The following is a 16657-nucleotide window of genomic DNA, read 5'->3' as shown; positions in this document are numbered from 1 at the left end:
AACCCCTAATCAATCCGGCGCTCAACCGCGCACCGTCGCACCGTGATCGCGTTGCAGGGCGGCAGTCACCTCGGCCACCACGGCATCCACGTCCCGGTCGGTCAGAGTGCGCGATTCATCCTGCATAATCAAGCCCATAGCGAGACTCTTGAAACCTGATTCAACCCCCTTGCCCTGGTAGCGGTCAAACAGCACCAGATCGCGCAGGGACGGGCCCGCGGCGGCACGGACACTGGCCGCCAGCTCGCCCCAGCCGATCGGTTCGGCGACGACGAACGCGAGATCCCGGCGGACGGACGGGTACTTGGACAGCGGGCGCGCCTTCGGAATCGCCCGTTCAGCCAGCGGCTCCAGGGCCAGCTCGAACGCGACCACGTCGACGTCCAGCTCCAAGGCCCGCTGCAGGCGCGGATGCAACTGCCCGATCCAGCCGATCGCGCGGCCGTCGCGGAAGATGTCCGCGGAGCGGCCCGGATGCGCCCAGGACGGGTGCGAGGGACGGAATTCCAGTTCGGCGCCCGCCAGGGCCGCCAGGCTCTGCAGGTCGCCCTTCAGGTCGTGGAAACCGACCGCGCGCTCCGGCTGCCCCCACTGCTCGGCATGAACCGGGCCGCAGGCGACGGCGGCGACATGCAGGGTCTGGATCGGCGCCGGCGCCTCCCCGGCCGCGTCCGAGCGGTCGCGGGCGAACACGTTGCCCAGTTCGAACAGGCGGACCCGCGCCTGCTGGCGCGCGGCATTGCGCCCCAGTGCCGCCACCAGCCCCGGCAACAACCGGGTCCGCATCACCCCCAGCTCGGCGCTGAGCGGGTTGGCCAGCGCCACCCCGTCGCCAGCGACGCCCCAGGCCTCGAGCAGGCCGGCGTCGACGAAGGCGTAGTTGACCGCCTCCAGGTAACCGCGCGACGCCATCTGCCGGCGCAGGCTGGCGTCGTCGACCCGTCCTTCGGCAGGCGCGACCAGGCGCGAGGCGCCCACCGGCAGGGTGGTCGGGATCGCATCGTAGCCGTGGATGCGGGCGACCTCCTCGATCAGGTCCTCTTCGATCTCGATATCGAAACGGCGCGCTGGCGCCTGCACGCGCCAGCCTTCGGCGCCCTTGGCGTCGGAGGCCGGCTCCACCTGCAGTCCCAGAGCGCGCAGGATGCGTTCGACCTCGGCGTCCGGCACGCGCACCCCGAGCACCCGTGCCAGGCGCTCGCGGCGCAGCATCACCGGCTGCGGGCGGCTCAGGCCGGCCTCGCGCACGGCTTCGATCACCGGCCCCGGGCGACCGCCGGCAACGTCCAGGATCAGCCGGGTCGCGTACTCCACCGCGATCCGCGGCAGCTCCGGATCGACGCCGCGCTCGAAGCGGTGGCCGGCGTCGGTATGCATGCCGAGCTTGCGGCTGCGACCGATGATCGCCGAAGGAATCCAGTGCGCGGCCTCGAGGAACACGTTCGCAGTGGCATCGGTGACCCGGGTATCGAGGCCGCCCATGATGCCGCCCAGCGCGACCGCGCGCGCACCATGGCCGCCCCGGCTGTCGGCGACGACCAGGAAGTCGTCGTCGAGAGTCACCTCGCGGCCGTCGAGCAGGGCCAGCGACTCACCGTCGCGGGCCGGCCGTACCACCACCGGCGCCTGCAGGGTGTCGCGGTCGAAGGCATGCATCGGCTGGCCGAGTTCCAGCATCACGTACTGGGTCACATCGACCAGGAAGCTGATCGGGCGGACGCCACTGCGGCGCAGGCGGTCGGCCATCCACAGCGGGGTCTTCGCGGCGGCATCGATGCCGTCGATCGCACGGCCGACGAAGCGCGGCACCTTGGCGCCTGCCTCGAGCAGGACCGCGTCGCCGTCGAACCCGGGCGCGACCCCGTCGGCCGCCGCCACCGGGGAGGCCTCCAGCGGGCGGACTTCGCTGCCCAGCGCGGCGGCCACGTCGTAGGCGATGCCGCGCACACTGAAGCAGTCGGCGCGGTTCGGCGTCAGCTTCAGCTCGATCGTCGCATCCGGCAGCCCCAGATAGCCGGCGATTGGCGCCCCGACCGGGGCGTCATCGGGCAGTTCCAGCAAACCGGCGCTGTCGCTGTCGCAGGCCAGTTCCTTGGCCGAGCACAGCATGCCGAACGACTCCACCCCGCGCAGCTTGGCCGGCTTGATCTTCAGCTCGCCGGGCAGCACGGTGCCGACGGTGGCCAGCGGCGCCTTCAACCCGGCGCGCGCGTTCGGCGCCCCGCAGACGATCTGCACGGTGCCGTCGCCGGTGTCGACCTCGCAGATCTGCAGGCGGTCGGCTTCCGGGTGCTTGGACGCGGAGAGGATCTGCGCGACCACCACACCGTCCAGCGAGTCGCCCAGCGCAGCGACCTCCTCGACCTCGAGGCCGATCGCGGTCAGCGTGGCGACGAGCTCGTCGCGGCTGGCGGAGGTCGGGACATGGTGGCGAAGCCAGTTTTCGCTGAATTTCATATCTATCCAGGGTCTAGAGCTGGGGGCCAGGGGCCGGGGAAAGGGTTCGGTGCTTTTCAGCCCCCGACCCTCAAGCGAACTGCCTGAGGAAACGCACGTCGTTCTCGAAGAACGCGCGCAGGTCGTCGACGCCGTAACGCGTCATCGCCAGACGTTCCACCCCCATGCCGAAGGCATAGCCGGTGTACTTCTCCGGGTCGATGCCGACATTGCGCAGCACGTTGGGATGGACCATGCCGCAACCGAGCACCTCCAGCCAGCGCGAGCTGCCGTCGGGCTGCTGCCAGGCGATGTCGAGCTCGGCCGAAGGCTCGGTGAAGGGGAAGTAGCTCGGCCGGAAACGCATCTCGAAATCGCGCTCGAAGAACGCCCTCACGAATGCCGACAAGGTGCCCTTGAGATCGGCCAGGCTGGCGTGCTCGTCGATCAGCAGGCCCTCGCACTGGTGGAACATCGGCGTGTGGGTCTGGTCGCTGTCGCTGCGGTAGACCTTGCCCAGCGAGATCATCCGCAGCGGCGGTCCGCTCCTGTCGGCGACGGCCTGCAGCATGTAGCGCACCTGCATGCCCGAGGTATGGGTGCGCAGCAGGCGGCCGTCGTCGAAGTAGAACGTGTCGTGCATCGCCCGCGCCGGATGGTGCGGCGGGAAGTTCAGCGCCTCGAAGTTGTGCCAGTCGTCCTCGATCTCCGGGCCCTCGGCCAGATCGAAGCCCAGGCGCGCGAAGATGTCGGCCATCCGCTCCAGGGTGCGGCTGATCGGATGCAGGCCGCCGCGATCGGCGTCGATGCCCGGCAGGGTCACGTCGACGGTCTCGGTGGCCAGGCGGGCGTCGAGCGCGGCGTCGGCCAGCGCGGCCTTGCGCGCGGTCAGCGCGGTGCCGACCGTGTCGCGCGCCTGGTTGATCGCCTCGCCGGCAGCCTTGCGCTGCTCCGGCGGCAACGCGCCGAGCTGCTTGAGACGACCGGTGATGGTGCCGCTCTTGCCCAGCAGCGCCACCCTCAGCGCCTCGATCGCGTCCGGGGTCGAGGCGCCTTCGATGTCGGCCAGTGCCTGTTGCGTCAGTGCTTGGATTTCGCTCATTGCTGCCGAACCTTGCGTATGCCCTTGGTTGGTGGCCGCGCCCCGTCTCCCCGGCCGCGCGTCCGCTGTTACCGATACCGGCATCCGACTCCGGCATCGTGCGTGCGTTTCAGGCGCCCAAAACGAAACATGGGGAAGGACTTGCGCCCTTCCCCATGCGTGTACTGCATTGTCCAGCCCGCCGCCGGCGCACGAATGCGCGGGCGGTGGCGACAATTACGCTGCGAGTGCGCCCTTTGCCTTTTCGGCCAGCGCAGCAAACCCAGCCGCATCGTGCACGGCGATGTCCGCCAGCACCTTGCGGTCGAGGGTGATGCCGGCCTTGTTGAGGCCGTTCATAAATCGGCTGTAGCTCAGGCCGTTGATGCGGGCCGCGGCGTTGATGCGGGTGATCCACAGCGAGCGGAAGTTGCGCTTCTTCTGCTTGCGGCCGATGTAGGCGTACTGCAGGGCCTTGGTGACCGCCTGCTTGGCAACGCGGAACACCTTGCGGCGGGCGTGGTAGTAGCCCTTGGCCTGCTTGAGGATCTTCTTGTGACGACGACGTGCGGTTACGCCACGCTTGACTCGTGCCATGGTTCAGTCCTCCTCAGAGATACGGCAGCATGCGGTCCAGACGGCCCGCGTCCTCGGCACGAACGTGGTTCGTCTGCCGCAGGTTGCGCTTCCGCTTGGTCGCTTTCTTGGTGAGGATGTGGCTACGGTTGGCGTGGCCAGCCTTGTACTTGCCGGAGGCGGTCTTGCGGAAACGCTTGGCCGCACCCCGGTGGGTCTTGATCTTGGGCATTGGGATGTCCTTTCGGATATTGGATCACTGGCCTGGGCGCCACAGGTCCGTCCGAGGCGACTGCGTCGCATCGTCCGCTGCGGGCTTTCCGTCCTGCCCTTGCCGGCTTGTAAGTCGTTGATCCTCAAGGAATCTTCGACAGGTCCTGGGTACTTCAAAAACACAAACCCGGCGAACCGGGCCGCACATTATGCAGGCCCGGGGTTTTTCTTGCAAATCATCCGGTTAGCCGCGATGAAGGTCACCGGGAAGGCCCCATCGCGGCTTACGCCGCTCCTACGCGACAGCGACGGATGACGCCGACTGGTGGCACCCAGCCCCCTGAGTCAGGGGGCGATTCGCGCCGCAGGCGCGAACGGGGGTGTGGAGGCATGCCCGCTGGGGCCCAAGGTTTGCGCAGCGAACTTTGGGGATTCCCGGGCGCAGCCCGGGGATCGCGGCTTACGCCGCTCCTACGAAGAGCCCTGGGGATCGCGGCTGACGCCGCTTCTACCTGAGGAGACCGCTGCTCCTACGGGGGCCTCCGGGGCCGGCGGGGCGATGCCGGAAACGCGGAAGGCGCCCGCAGGCGCCTTGCTGTCTGCACGGCCGGGCCGGGGCCCTCACGGGCGGACCGGACCGGTCGCGACGGCCTCCGCGCGCACTGCGCGCGGAGCCGGGATCACTTCTTCTTCGGCGCGATCATCATCACCATCTGCCGGCCTTCCAGGCGCGGGCGCGACTCGATCACGATGTCCTCGCCCAGGTCGGCCTCGATCCGGGCCGCCATTTCGCGTCCCAGCTCCTGATGGCTCATCTCGCGGCCGCGGAAGCGGATGTTGACCTTGATCTTGTCGCCTTCCTCGAGGAATCCGCGCATCTTGCGCAGCTTGATCTGGTAGTCGCCTTCGTCCGTGACCGGACGGAACTTGACCTCCTTGATCTCGACCTGCTTCTGGCGCTTCTTGGCCTCGGCCGCCTTCTTCTGCTGATCGAACCGGTACTTGCCGAAGTCCATGACCTTGCAGACCGGCGGGTCCGCATTGGGCTGGATCTCGACCAGGTCCAGGCCTTCTTCCTCGGCCATGTTCAGGGCTTCGTCGCGCGAAAGCACGCCGATCATCTCGCCATCGCTTCCGATCACGCGGACGCGCGGCACACGGATCTCGTGATTCCTGCGGTTCGGTTTGTCCGGGGTACTGATTGTGCAATCTCCAATGAGGGTCGTGCCGGCCCCATCGCTTCGGATTCACGGGGCCGGTCCAGTCTGCAGTACGCTGCGCGTCAGGCGGAGGAAGACTCCGTCGAAGCCCCGCCTCCCTGCTCTCCTCGCAAACGCGAGGCGAACTCGGCGACGGTCATGCTTCCGAGGTCCTCCCCCCCTCGTGTCCGCACGGCGACCATGCCATTGTCCCGCTCACGGTCTCCGACCACCAGCTGGTATGGCACGCGCTGCAGCGTGTGCTCGCGAATCTTATAGCCGATCTTTTCGTTCCGCAAATCGGACTGGACCCGGAACCCTTGATTTGCAAGGGATTTCCGGACTTCGTCCACATAATCGGCCTGGGCGTCGGTAATATTCATCACCACGGCCTGCACCGGCGCCAGCCAGGCCGGCAGCTGACCGGCATGGTGTTCGATCAGGATGCCGATGAATCGCTCCATCGAACCGACGATCGCCCGGTGCAGCATCACCGGGTGGCGGCGCTGGCTGTGCTCGTCGACGTACTCGGCGCCGAGCCGGCCCGGCATCATGAAATCGACCTGCATCGTACCCAGCTGCCAGGTCCGGCCGATCGCGTCGCGCAGGTGGTACTCGATCTTCGGGCCGTAGAACGCGCCCTCGCCGGGCAGCTCGGCCCACTCGACCCCGGCCGCGCGCAGGGCCGCGCGCAGGGCCTCCTCGGCCTTGTCCCAGGTGGCGTCGTCGCCCAGTCGCGAATCCGGGCGCAGCGCCAGCTTGACCTGGATGTCGTCGAAGCCGAAGTCGGCGTAGACCTGCATCGCCTGGCGGTGGAAGGCGGTCACCTCGGACTCGATCTGGCCCTCGGTGCAGAACACGTGGCCGTCGTCCTGGGTGAAGCCGCGCACGCGCAGGATGCCGTGCAACGCGCCGGAGGGCTCGTCGCGGTGGCAGGCGCCGAACTCGCCGTAGCGGATCGGCAGGTCGCGGTAGCTGTGCAGGCCGTGATTGAACACCTGCACGTGACCCGGGCAGTTCATCGGCTTCAGCGCGTAGGTGCGCTTCTCCGACTCGGTGAAGAACATGTTCTCCTTGTAGTTGTCCCAGTGGCCGGACTTCTGCCACAGCGACACGTCGAGGATCTGCGGGCAGCGGACCTCCTGGTAACCGCTATCGCGGTAGACCCGGCGCATGTACTGCTCGATGGTCTGCCAGATCGACCAGCCCTTGGGGTGCCAGAAGATCAGCCCGGGCGCCTCCTCCTGCAGGTGGAACAGGTCCTGCTGCTTGGCGATCCGGCGATGGTCGCGCTTCTCGGCCTCCTCGATCCGCTGGATGTAGGCGTTGAGCTGCTTCTTGTCGGCCCAGGCGGTGCCGTAGATGCGCTGCAGCTGCTCGTTCTTGGAGTCGCCGCGCCAGTAGGCGCCGGAGATGCGGGTGAGCTTGAACACCTTCAGGAAGCGTGTGTTCGGCACGTGCGGGCCGCGGCACATGTCGACGTATTCCTGGTGGTAGTACAGGCCCATCGCCTGCTCGTCGGGCATGTCCTCGATCAGGCGCAGCTTGTAGTCCTCGCCGCGCTCGCGGAACACCCGGATGACGTCCTCGCGCGGGGTCATCTTCTTGACCACGTCGTAGTCCTGGTCGATCAGCGCCTTCATCCGCTGCTCGATCGCGGCCATGTCCTCGGGGGTGAACGGCCGCTCGGAGTAGATGTCGTAGTAGAAGCCCTCGTCGATGACCGGGCCGATCACCATCTTCGCGTCCGGGTACAGCTGCTTGACCGCGTGGCCGACCAGGTGGGCGCAGGAGTGGCGGATGATCTCCACGCCCTCCTCGTCCCTGGCGGTGATGATGCGCAGGCGCGCGTCGTGCTCGATGAGGTCGCTGGCGTCGACCAGCCGGCCGTCGACCTCGCCGGCGATGGTGGCCTTGGCCAGGCCGGGACCGATGGACTGGGCGACGTCCATCACCGAGACGGAATGGTCGAACTCGCGGCGGCTGCCGTCGGGAAGCGTGATCGTGATCATGGGAACTACCGGATATCGGGTTGGCTCCGGCCGGAACCGGAACGAAAAAAAACGCCCTCGAGGGCGCCTGCGGATGCGGGAACCTCAGAGGAGGAATCAGCGGTGGGCGGTGGTAGTGCTCATGTCGCACGCTCGGCCGGCGGTTTGCCGCGGGCCACCTTGTCCGGATGGGTTCTGGCAGGGCTTGCCAAATTAGTGTCGGGCCGTCCCGAAGTCAACGGACGGCGCCGACGCGACGGCCCCGTTACGCCTCTCCCGTTCACATGCGCCGGCACCGTACTGCACGCGCCCGGCCGCGCCGCTAGAGTAGGCCCGGTCGCCGCCCGGCCCGTGCCGGCGCCGCGAGGCCCGCACGGGCCGCCCATTCCACACTGAGTCGGGGAGTCGCCATGCGCATCGGGTTTGCCGTTTCACTGTCGATGGTTCTGGGAGCCGCCGCCGCTTCGCCCACCGCCCGGGCCGGCGATGCCGCCGCGCTGGCGCGGGACGCGATCATCGTCGACACCCATATCGACGCCCCCAGCGAACTGCTGGCCCGCTGGACCGACCTCGACAGCGAGGCCGACGACCGCGAGTTCGACTACCCGCGCGCGCGCCGCGGCGGGCTCGACGTGGCCTTCATGTCGATCTACACCTCGCCCGGCCAGGACGCCGACGACAGCGCCTGGGCGGTCGCCAACCGGATGATCGACGCGGTCGAGGCGCTGGTGCAGCGGCATCCGGACAAGTTCGCGCTGTTGCGCTCGCCGGGCGATGTCGAACGTCTGCGCGAGGGCGGCAAGGTCCTGCTGCCACTGGGCATGGAGAACGGCGCGCCGATCGGCGAGGACCTGGACAACCTGCAGTTCTTCTTCGACCGCGGCGTCCGCTACATCACCCTCGTCCACAGCGCCAACAACGCGATGGGCGACTCCTCCTACCAGCGCGAGAAGCAGTGGAACGGTCTGAGCCCGCTGGGCAAACGCGCGGTCGCGGAGATGAACCGGCTCGGCATGATGGTCGACGTCTCGCACCTGTCCGACCAGGCGGCGGCCGACGCGATCGAACTGAGCACGGTGCCGGTGGTCGCGACCCATTCGGCATTCCGCCACTTCACCCCGGGCTTCGAGCGCAACATCAGCGACGCGCTGGCGCGGCGGGTCGCCGACGCCGGCGGGGTGATCCAGATCGCGTTCGGCAACGGTTTCGTCGACCCGGCCTCGGCGCGCGACCTGCAGGACTACTTCGTCGACCACGACGCCTTCGCCCGGCGCAATGCCGAGCGTGTCGCCGCCGGCGAGGCGCCGCGCAGCGAGGAGGACTTCGACAAGGAATGGAAGGCCGCCCATCCCAACCGCCAGGTGCCGATCGACGTCGTGCTGGACCAGATCGACCATGGCGTCGCCCTGGTCGGCATCGACCACCTGGGCATCGGCTCGGACTTCGACGGCGTCGGCGGCAACCTGCCGACCGGGCTGAAATCGGTCGCCGACTACCCGAACCTGGTCGCCGGCCTGCGCGCGCGCGGCCATTCCGACGCCGACATCCGCAAGCTGCTGGGCGGGAACCTGCTGCGGGTCTGGCAGGCGGTCGAGGACGGCGCCGGCCGCTGACGCGGACGGCCGGAGAACCCACGTGTCCAACAGCATCCACGATTTCCACGACGATCCGCGCAACGCCGACATCCGGATCTGGATCAACGGCCAGCTCAAGCCGCGCGCGGAGGCGACGGTATCGGTGTTCGACAGCGGCTTCGTGCTCGGCGACGGTGTCTGGGAGGGCCTGCGGGTGGTCGGCGGCCACCCCGCCTTCCTCGACGCCCACCTCGACCGGCTCTACGAGGGCGCGCGGGCGCTGGCCATGGACATCGGCCTGGACCGCGCCGCGCTGACCCGGGCGATCTACGACACTCTGGCCGCCAACGACATGCACGACGGCGTCCACATCCGGCTGATGGTCACCCGCGGAGTCAAGCGCACGCCCTACCAGGACCCGCGGGTCACGGTCGGCCCGGCCACGATCGTGATCATCCCCGAGCACAAGAACGCCAAACCCGAGACCCTGTCGACCGGGCTGAACCTGTTCACCGTGCACGTACGGCGCGGCTATCCGGACGTCCAGGACCCCAAGCTCAACAGCCACAGCAAGCTCAACTGCATCACCGCCTGCATCCAGGCCACCGCGGCCGGCGCCGACGAAGGCCTGATGCTGGACCCGCACGGCTTCGTCGCGACCTGCAATTCGACCCACTTCTTCATCGTCCGCAAGGGCGAGGTGTGGACCTCGACCGGCGACTACTGCCTGGGCGGCATCACCCGCGCCAACGTGCTGCGCGCCTGCCGCGAGGCCGACATTCCGGCGTTCGAGAAGAACTTCAGCCTGACCGAGGTCTACGGCGCCGAGGAAGCCTTCGTCACCGGTACCTTCGCCGGGGTGGTGCCGGTGCGGCAGATCGACGGACGCCTGATCGGCGATGGCAGGCCCGGGCCGATGGTGGCGCGCTTGCAACAGCTGTACAAAGCACTGGTCGCGCGCGACATCGCCTTCCGCGCCGGGGAGCGGCTGGCATGAGCGCGCTGCGGATCGCGATGTGGAGCGGCCCGCGCAACATCTCCACCGCGATGATGCGGGCCTGGGAGAACCGCCCCGACTGCGTGGTCAGCGACGAACCGCTGTACGCGGCCTACCTGGCCGCGACCGGCCTCGACCATCCGGGCCGCGACGAAGTGATCGCCGACGGCGAAAGCGACTGGCGCCGGGTCGCCGACACCCTGACCGGTCCGGTCCCGGGTGGCGCACCGCTCTGGTACCAGAAGCATATGAGCCACCATCTGTTGCCGGACATGGAGCGCGGCTGGATCCGGCAGCTGCGCAACGTGTTCCTGATCCGCGACCCCGACGAGGTGGTCGCCTCCTATATCCGCTCGCGCGCCGAGATCGCGGCGGAGGACATCGGTCTGCTGCAGCAGGCCGAGCTGTACGACGAACTGGCCGATGCCGGCGCCCCGCCGCCGGTGATCGACGCCGGCGACTTCCTGCGCGACCCGGAGGCGCATCTGCGCGCCCTGTGCGAACTGCTGGGGATAGGCTTCAGTCCGCGCATGCTGAGCTGGCCGCCCGGTCGCCGCGACAGCGACGGCATCTGGGCGCCGTACTGGTACGACGCGGTCTGGAAGTCGACCGGGTTCCAGCCGCCGCAGGCACGCGAGATCCACCTGCAGGACCGGCCGCGCGAAGTCGCCGACGCCTGCCGCCCGGCCTTCGAACGGCTGCACGCGGCAAGGTTGCGGGTGTAGCGACGCCACGCCGCGGCCACCATGCCCGCACAATCGAGTCGTCCGGAGCCGCCCTAGATCCGTGCTCCCTGGGTTGCGCCATGCCCGGTGTGGAGGTCGTACTCGCGCTCCCGCTTCCGGTACGCCTCCAGCACCGCCTCACCTTCGGCATCGACTCGTTGCCTGAGCCTGCCGCAATTCTCCGTACCGCCAAGCGCGGCAAGTCGCCGTCTGACTTCGTCCACGACCGCGACACCATGCGCGTAGTGGCCTTCCTCGTGCAGCCTGAGTGCCGCGACGTAGCGCTCCCACTGTCTGCGCAACGATGCCGGTGCATCCTTCGACCCGCTCCATCTGGGCAGGATCATCGTGGCCTCCAGACCCACCTCGAGGGAGTCCACGCGGCACCCGCCCGCACTCGACGCCAGACGATAGTTCCAGCGGACGAACCACCGTGTATAGGCGTGATACCGAACGCCGTCGTCGCCGATGGGGCCGCGCTCGGCCAGGGATCGGCGCAGCGCCTGCCGGGTCGTTCCCTCCACATCGTAGTACTGGACATCCAGCGGCGGCGCGGCCGTGCAAGCCTGGAGGCCGGCGATCAGCACAAGGCAGGCAATGGTTCGTTCCATCATCGGATTTGGCGATACCGCTCATGAGAACGCAGCCAGGATAACGGCATGGCGGCGATGACCGACCTGACGCCAGGCCGCGACATCGTTCCCTGCGCCCGTGTCCCGTCACAAGAAACCCGTCACAAGAAAAAGGCTCTCCGACGGCATGACCGCCGGAGAGCCGGAACTACAGCGTCTACGACAACAAGTGCTGCACAGGGATACCTCGGGACAGCGGTACCGGCTCGGAACCTGCTTCCCGATGCAGGCGTTGAGCCGGGTCGCGTCACCACCCGGGGCGGGCTCCGCTCCCACCCGGCCGCGCGCATGCGGGGCCAGGGGCAGGTGACTCGAGGTCCGTGAAGTCGGTGGCTTCGTCAGGTCCTGGACACCGTGTTCCGGGGCAGCACGCGAGTCACCACTGTCGGCCATGCGAGCGCCTCCAGGCAAAGCGAGCGGGACGCTCATATGTCGCCGTCGCCGTCATGCTCATGACCGTCACACCACGCGCTACCCACCACCTGTCTCGCACAGTCGCGCTTCACGTCGGAAACCGCCGGTTCCATGATCGGCGCCGCACCGGCGGTTTCCAGTTCACGCGGACAGGTATGCAGCACCGTCCACAGGACGTAGGACACCGCCATCGCCACGAAGACCAGGACCAGGCGACTGCCGATATAGGACGTCACCGATCCGACAAACCTCGCAAGCCATCGCGTGGACGCTGGAGCAGCACACGGATCCGGTCCGTCGACCACGGTCTGCGACGACGGCGTCGAAACCGAAGCCTGCTCGTCGGCCGGCTGCGAAGGGGTAACTGCGGCGCTCGACGTCGCCGCATCGGGACCCGACCCATCCGGACCGACGTCGGGGTCCTCGTTCCAGGGCAGCGTCGCCAGCGTTTCGGGCTCTGTGGGCGGCTCGAACACATAGCCCGCCCCGGCCACGGTCCGCAGCCAACTCTTGCGCTCCGGCCCGAGCGCCTTGCGAAGCAACCACACGCTTTGCGAAAGGTTGGCGTCCTCGACGATCAGCCCCGGCCACAAGGCTTCGAGAAGGTCGGCGCGATAATGCAGCCGGTTCGGTTCCTTGACCAGCAACAGCAGCAGATCGAGCGCCCGTTGCGGCGCGTTGATCTCACCTTCTTCGGAGAACATCCGGCGATAGTTCAGGTCGATGACCAGATCATCGATCTTCAGATATCTCGCATCGCTCTCCAGCCAACTGGGTCTGATCCGGGCGGACACGCTGACCTCATCCGATATCGCAGTTGCACACACTTCTGATAAACGCAGGGGCGCCGCCGCCCCCTACCCGGAAAATCACGCAACCGCGTTCTTTCACTGAAATAAACGAGATATCTCGAAAGTCACGCGGCATCAGCTGCCAAAGCTGTTCACCAGTGCGCGCTATCGCTGGCATCTGCGATGGCGCGCGCACGTCCCGGTACGCGGCGACCGTGCGCACGAGTATGTTCATTTGCAGTGCAAATGCCTGGAGGCAATGCGCCGGATATGGATCAGTATCCCGCTCGGCATGCCCTCGTCGAGCTTCTGTCCGTCCCATTCGCGCAGTTGGACATAGATTGGAAAGTCCGGATGCCCCTCATAGAGACCGGCTTCGCTCTCGCTCATCGCACTGAGGTCGCGCACGCCTTCCATCCCCTCCATCCGCGCTCTTGGCGGTTGGTCCGGCCATCGGAACCGCATGTAGCGCTCGGCGTCGACACGGGAACCCACGATCCTGCACACCCGTCCGGAGAACCCGCGCTCGAGCAGGTATCCCGCGCAAACGTCCTGGTAACGTTCCAATTCACGAACGCCCACCGCGTGGGCGGCGACGTACTCGATGTTGTAGAAGAACGCAGCCAGCACCACATCCTGATCGAATCCCTCCGATAGCGCCCGCCTCGCCATGTGGCCGGAATGCTCGACCCGCCGCCGCAGTCTGTCGACGCACGCGCGCGCGCCAAACACCTCGTACAGGGCCATGAGCTCGTCGACGATCAGGCTCGGTTTCGCCGAAACCCCTCTGACCGGCGGTCGTCGGACACCCCTGCGATCGGGCACTGGTTTGTCGCGAAGCGAAGGAGGAATACCGGGGATGCACATGGTCATTGCACGCTGCAGCTGAATTCCAGGACCGCCACATCGCCGACACCCAAATGTCCGAACGCAATGCCGCTACCGGTCAGATCGGCGATATCGAACGGCCCGCCCGCGGGAATGCCATCGCCGCTGATCGTGACCGGGCTGCCCGGTGGACAGTCCAGCCCCGCAGCCGCGGTGTCGCGCACCAGCGCGCCGGCGACCTCGTTGGGGCCGTTGTTGGTAACGCGGATCTCGTCTGTGGTGGTCGCGCCGCTGACCACCGCGTCGCCGGCCTGGTCGACCTTGCCGTTGACGCCAGGCGTGTTGGTCTTGGTGATCGCCAGATCGGTGGCCATCGTCAAGGTGACCGGATGGTCTTCGACCTCACCGCTGAAGGCATTGCCGGCCGGTACGTTGACCCGCACGTCCACCGCGCCGATGCGCAGACGCATGTAGCTGGCCCCGGGGACCAGGCCCGCCGGTCCGGGCATCGTCCACGCGAGGCTGATCGGGCCGCTGCCATCCACGGCGAAATTGAACGAGGTCGAGCCATCGAGGAAGGCGATGCCGGCGGGACCCGCATCGCCTATGGCGATGTTGCAGATGGGGCTGGCTCCGCCCAGGGTCAGACCGTTGTGGGCCGTGCTTCGCGTGGTCGTGGACCCGGATTGGCCGCAAGTACTGGCGCGCTCGATCAGCCTCCAGGTGCCCAGCGGCCAGGCCGCCCCCACCGATTCGTTCTGGCCGGCGTTGGATTGCTCCGCATCGGCGAAGACCAGGCCGTTCAACGGGTAGGCGGGATCCGCCACGCTGTTGGTCGGGCCGAAGGTCGCCGAACACGCGATGTTGCCGAACACAGTCGCGCCGTCGGTCCGGTTCGCCAGGCCCACGACAAGCTGATTGGCCGGACCGGCGCCGCCGATGTGATAGAGATCGTCGAGGATGTCGCCCGCCCACGCGCCTAGCCGGTAGGCGACGGCATCCGGGTTCGGCCCGCTCCCGCTGATCGAGGAAAGCGTGCAGGTCACGCGCAGGAACTGGCCGTCGACGGCCGTCGAATTGGTGATGGTCACCCCGGTGTTGGGGATGTTCTGCAGATGGTTCCCCCAGCGGAACCAGACGATGCTGTTGCGGTACACCCCGAAGTCGCCGGTCGCGTACTGCGCCTGAACCGGAGCCGGCATCAGGAAAAGCACGGCCAAGGCCAGATAGACCGGCGCCGGCAAAGACCATCGCCCCCATCCCATCCGGTTGCTCTGGCCTTGCCCGGTTGCAGCAGCCTTGCCCAACACCCTGCCCCCTAGAGCACCGAGCAAGTAAAGCTGAGCACGGCCGTTTGCCCACTGGCGAGCGTACCGAGCGCGATACCCGTCCCTGTCAGATTACCGATGGTGAAGCTGCCGGCGGGTACGCCATCGCCGGTGATTGTCACCGGGTTGCCGACGGGACAGTCCAAGCCGGTTGTCGGCGTATCGCGCACCAGTGCGTTGGTGGCAACGCCGGGACCCGCGTTGAAGACCCTGATCTGATAGGTCGTGGATCGGCCAGAAACAACCGTGTCGCTCACCTGATCGACATTGCCGTTGATGCCGGGCGTGTTCGTCTTGGTCAGCTGCAGATCTGCCGGCACAGTATTGGTGAACACACAGATGATATCCGCCTGCAGGCCGGCGGTTGCCGCAGCCGGGATTGTGACGCTGCCATTGGCCGATGTCGCGACCGGATTGGTATTGCCGGTATTTGCGCTGTTATTGTCGTTGCAGGTGACGCCGACCGGGTTGAAGTTCGCCGGTGCGCTCTCCGTCAGAGTGACGTTGGCCCCCGGCGTGGTGACCGGCAGCGCGTTGACGGTTGCGGTCGCCAGATCGGGGGTCGCGGTGTTGGCCGCGGTAGTGGTGATATTGGCCACTGCCCCGGTCAGATTGGTATCGGCGAAGGAGAAGGGGCCGCCCACTCCGTTGGGGGTAATCTTCTGCACGCCCACTCGCGGCGCCGCGACGACCCAATAGACTACGATCCGCCCATCGCCACCGCCGTTGACATTGGAGCTGTAAACGAGGTTCGAGCGATTGCCTGCCTGGCCGATCGGCACCGCCGGCCGCGGCTGCCCGGTCGTATTGGTCTGATCGGTATCGGCGCCATGGCGCGGTGCCACATTGACGGTGTTGTTGTTGCCGCCCGAAATTTCGGGCGTGAATTCGATCGACTGGAAGCGGTTGCCCGCGGCCACGAAGCCGGAACCGCCGCGTCCCGAATGCCCGCCGGTTATGCCGCATCGCGTGGCAACGGTGGTGCTGCCGGAACCAACGGTATAGTTGACGCGGCCTCCGCCCTCATAGCCGCCACCGCCGCTGCTTTGCCAATTTGCCGGATAGGCGATGTTCTGGCAGCCAGAGCCATTGTTTGGACTGGTGATCCCGTCATTGCTGCCTTGCATCGTACCCACGATGGTGGGGCCGGCAGAACGCCCCGTTGTGCTGCCGCTTGTGTAATTCCAGCTCAGGGTCCCCGGAACTGCGCCATAGCCCGACAAGGCGCCATTGCCATTTGTACCGCCAGCCCGGTTCCCACCGCCGCCGCCGCCATCGTTGTCTGCGCCGCCACCGCCGCCGGCCACCGCCAGTGCGCGCGCGCGGCTGGTATTGGTGACCGCAGTGCTACCGGTAAACACCCCGGACAGCCCCCCGCCCTGATCATGGTTACCGCGGCCGCCAAAGCCGTAGACTCCAACCTGGCTCGGCCCTGCGGAGGAATCGTCTGGTCTTACGGACCGACCTCCGCCACCGCCGACCACCAGCGTATATTGCGTTCCCCCGCTGGTGTTGAAGACCGCACCGGTATAGCCGCCCGCACCGGCCTTCTCGTTGGTGAGCGTGATTTCGCGCCCACCGCCGGCGCCCCAGACCTTGAAATAGACGCCGATGGCATTGGCCGGCGCGGTGATGACCTGATCGGCCCCGGTATAGTCGTACTGCACCCGCTGTACCGCAATCAAGTTGCCGTAAATGGCATTCAGATTCGGTGCTGGCGCAAAGTTCTGCTGTGCATGGGCATGCTGAAATGAAGAGCTTGAAATCATCAGAATAGCGAAACCGAAAATACCCGCCGACAATCTTGAGCTCCATGAAACCGGCGACAAGGGCCTGTCATGGCCCCCACCCCAGAAGTCAGTCATCGCTTTC

The 16657-nt window shown here is 67.3% G+C and carries 14 protein-coding genes; 3 read left to right on the top strand and 11 right to left on the bottom strand.

The genetic code is table 11. The annotated features are described in order from the left end of the window. Positions 1 to 21 precede the first annotated feature (21 nt). The 6 genes from pheT to thrS all read right to left on the bottom strand — a co-directional run bounded on the left by pheT (position 22) and on the right by thrS (position 7517). On the bottom strand, positions 22 to 2457 hold the full coding sequence (pheT, locus tag C9I47_RS05535; RefSeq protein WP_111265867.1) for a phenylalanine--tRNA ligase subunit beta: 2436 nt from the start codon (positions 2455 to 2457) through the stop codon (positions 22 to 24). A 70-nt stretch (positions 2458 to 2527) separates the two neighbouring features. After that, positions 2528 to 3538 (bottom strand): phenylalanine--tRNA ligase subunit alpha, encoded by a 1011-nt coding sequence (gene pheS, locus C9I47_RS05530; protein WP_111265866.1) that lies wholly within the window; start codon positions 3536 to 3538, stop codon positions 2528 to 2530. A gap of 216 nt (positions 3539 to 3754) precedes the next feature. Next, positions 3755 to 4114 carry a 50S ribosomal protein L20 gene (rplT, locus tag C9I47_RS05525; protein WP_111265865.1) on the bottom strand — a complete coding sequence of 120 codons (360 nt, stop codon included), beginning with the start codon at positions 4112 to 4114 and terminating at the stop codon, positions 3755 to 3757. A gap of 13 nt (positions 4115 to 4127) precedes the next feature. Further along, positions 4128 to 4325, bottom strand: a complete 198-nt coding sequence (rpmI, locus tag C9I47_RS05520; RefSeq protein ID WP_024889803.1) for a 50S ribosomal protein L35 — start codon at positions 4323 to 4325, stop codon at positions 4128 to 4130. 661 nt (positions 4326 to 4986) lie between these two features. After that, positions 4987 to 5523, bottom strand: a complete 537-nt coding sequence (gene infC / locus C9I47_RS05515; protein ID WP_111265864.1) for a translation initiation factor IF-3 — start codon at positions 5521 to 5523, stop codon at positions 4987 to 4989. Positions 5524 to 5588: 65 nt separating this feature from the next. Continuing rightward, complete coding sequence (gene thrS / locus C9I47_RS05510) at positions 5589 to 7517, bottom strand: threonine--tRNA ligase (protein WP_111265863.1); 1929 nt, start codon at positions 7515 to 7517, stop codon at positions 5589 to 5591. Between the two features lie 389 nt (positions 7518 to 7906). On the opposite strand from thrS, the gene C9I47_RS05505 reads away from it, so the two are divergent. Genes C9I47_RS05505 through C9I47_RS05495 form a run of 3 tightly spaced genes read left to right on the top strand, consistent with a single transcriptional unit; the run spans position 7907 to position 10792 of the window. Continuing rightward, positions 7907 to 9109, top strand: a complete 1203-nt coding sequence (locus tag C9I47_RS05505) for a dipeptidase (protein WP_111265862.1) — start codon at positions 7907 to 7909, stop codon at positions 9107 to 9109. A gap of 22 nt (positions 9110 to 9131) precedes the next feature. Then, positions 9132 to 10067 (top strand): aminotransferase class IV, encoded by a 936-nt coding sequence (locus C9I47_RS05500; protein ID WP_111265861.1) that lies wholly within the window; start codon positions 9132 to 9134, stop codon positions 10065 to 10067. After that, positions 10064 to 10792 carry a sulfotransferase-like domain-containing protein gene (locus C9I47_RS05495; protein ID WP_111265860.1) on the top strand — a complete coding sequence of 243 codons (729 nt, stop codon included), beginning with the start codon at positions 10064 to 10066 and terminating at the stop codon, positions 10790 to 10792. The genes C9I47_RS05500 and C9I47_RS05495 overlap by 4 nt, the downstream gene beginning before the upstream one ends. Positions 10793 to 10845: 53 nt before the next feature. Here the strand turns inward: C9I47_RS05495 and C9I47_RS05490 are convergent, their stop codons facing one another. The 5 genes from C9I47_RS05490 to C9I47_RS17445 form a co-directional block, all read right to left on the bottom strand. After that, positions 10846 to 11403 carry a DUF922 domain-containing Zn-dependent protease gene (locus tag C9I47_RS05490; RefSeq protein ID WP_190238615.1) on the bottom strand — a complete coding sequence of 186 codons (558 nt, stop codon included), beginning with the start codon at positions 11401 to 11403 and terminating at the stop codon, positions 10846 to 10848. A gap of 446 nt (positions 11404 to 11849) precedes the next feature. Beyond that, entirely contained in the window at positions 11850 to 12632 is a 783-nt protein-coding gene (locus C9I47_RS05485) for a transcriptional regulator (protein WP_111265858.1), read from the bottom strand. 228 nt (positions 12633 to 12860) lie between these two features. Continuing rightward, the gene (locus C9I47_RS05480; protein WP_145985432.1) at positions 12861 to 13502 is read right to left on the bottom strand and encodes a hypothetical protein; all 642 of its coding nucleotides are present in this window, start codon (positions 13500 to 13502) and stop codon (positions 12861 to 12863) included. Continuing rightward, positions 13499 to 14764, bottom strand: coding sequence for a CshA/CshB family fibrillar adhesin-related protein (locus C9I47_RS05475; RefSeq protein ID WP_145985431.1), 1266 nt, complete (start codon positions 14762 to 14764; stop codon positions 13499 to 13501). The genes C9I47_RS05480 and C9I47_RS05475 overlap by 4 nt, the downstream gene beginning before the upstream one ends. A gap of 11 nt (positions 14765 to 14775) precedes the next feature. After that, a complete protein-coding gene (locus C9I47_RS17445) occupies positions 14776 to 16650 on the bottom strand; it encodes a prealbumin-like fold domain-containing protein (protein WP_145985430.1) in 1875 nt (624 codons plus the stop codon). Between the last annotated feature and the right edge of the window lie 7 nt (positions 16651 to 16657).

This window comes from Marilutibacter maris (genome assembly GCF_003233695.1).
GTDB classification, from domain to species: Bacteria; Pseudomonadota; Gammaproteobacteria; order Xanthomonadales; family Xanthomonadaceae; genus Marilutibacter; species Marilutibacter maris.
Note: the sequence above shows the minus strand (reverse complement) of the source record. Positions and strands in the feature narration are given on the sequence as shown.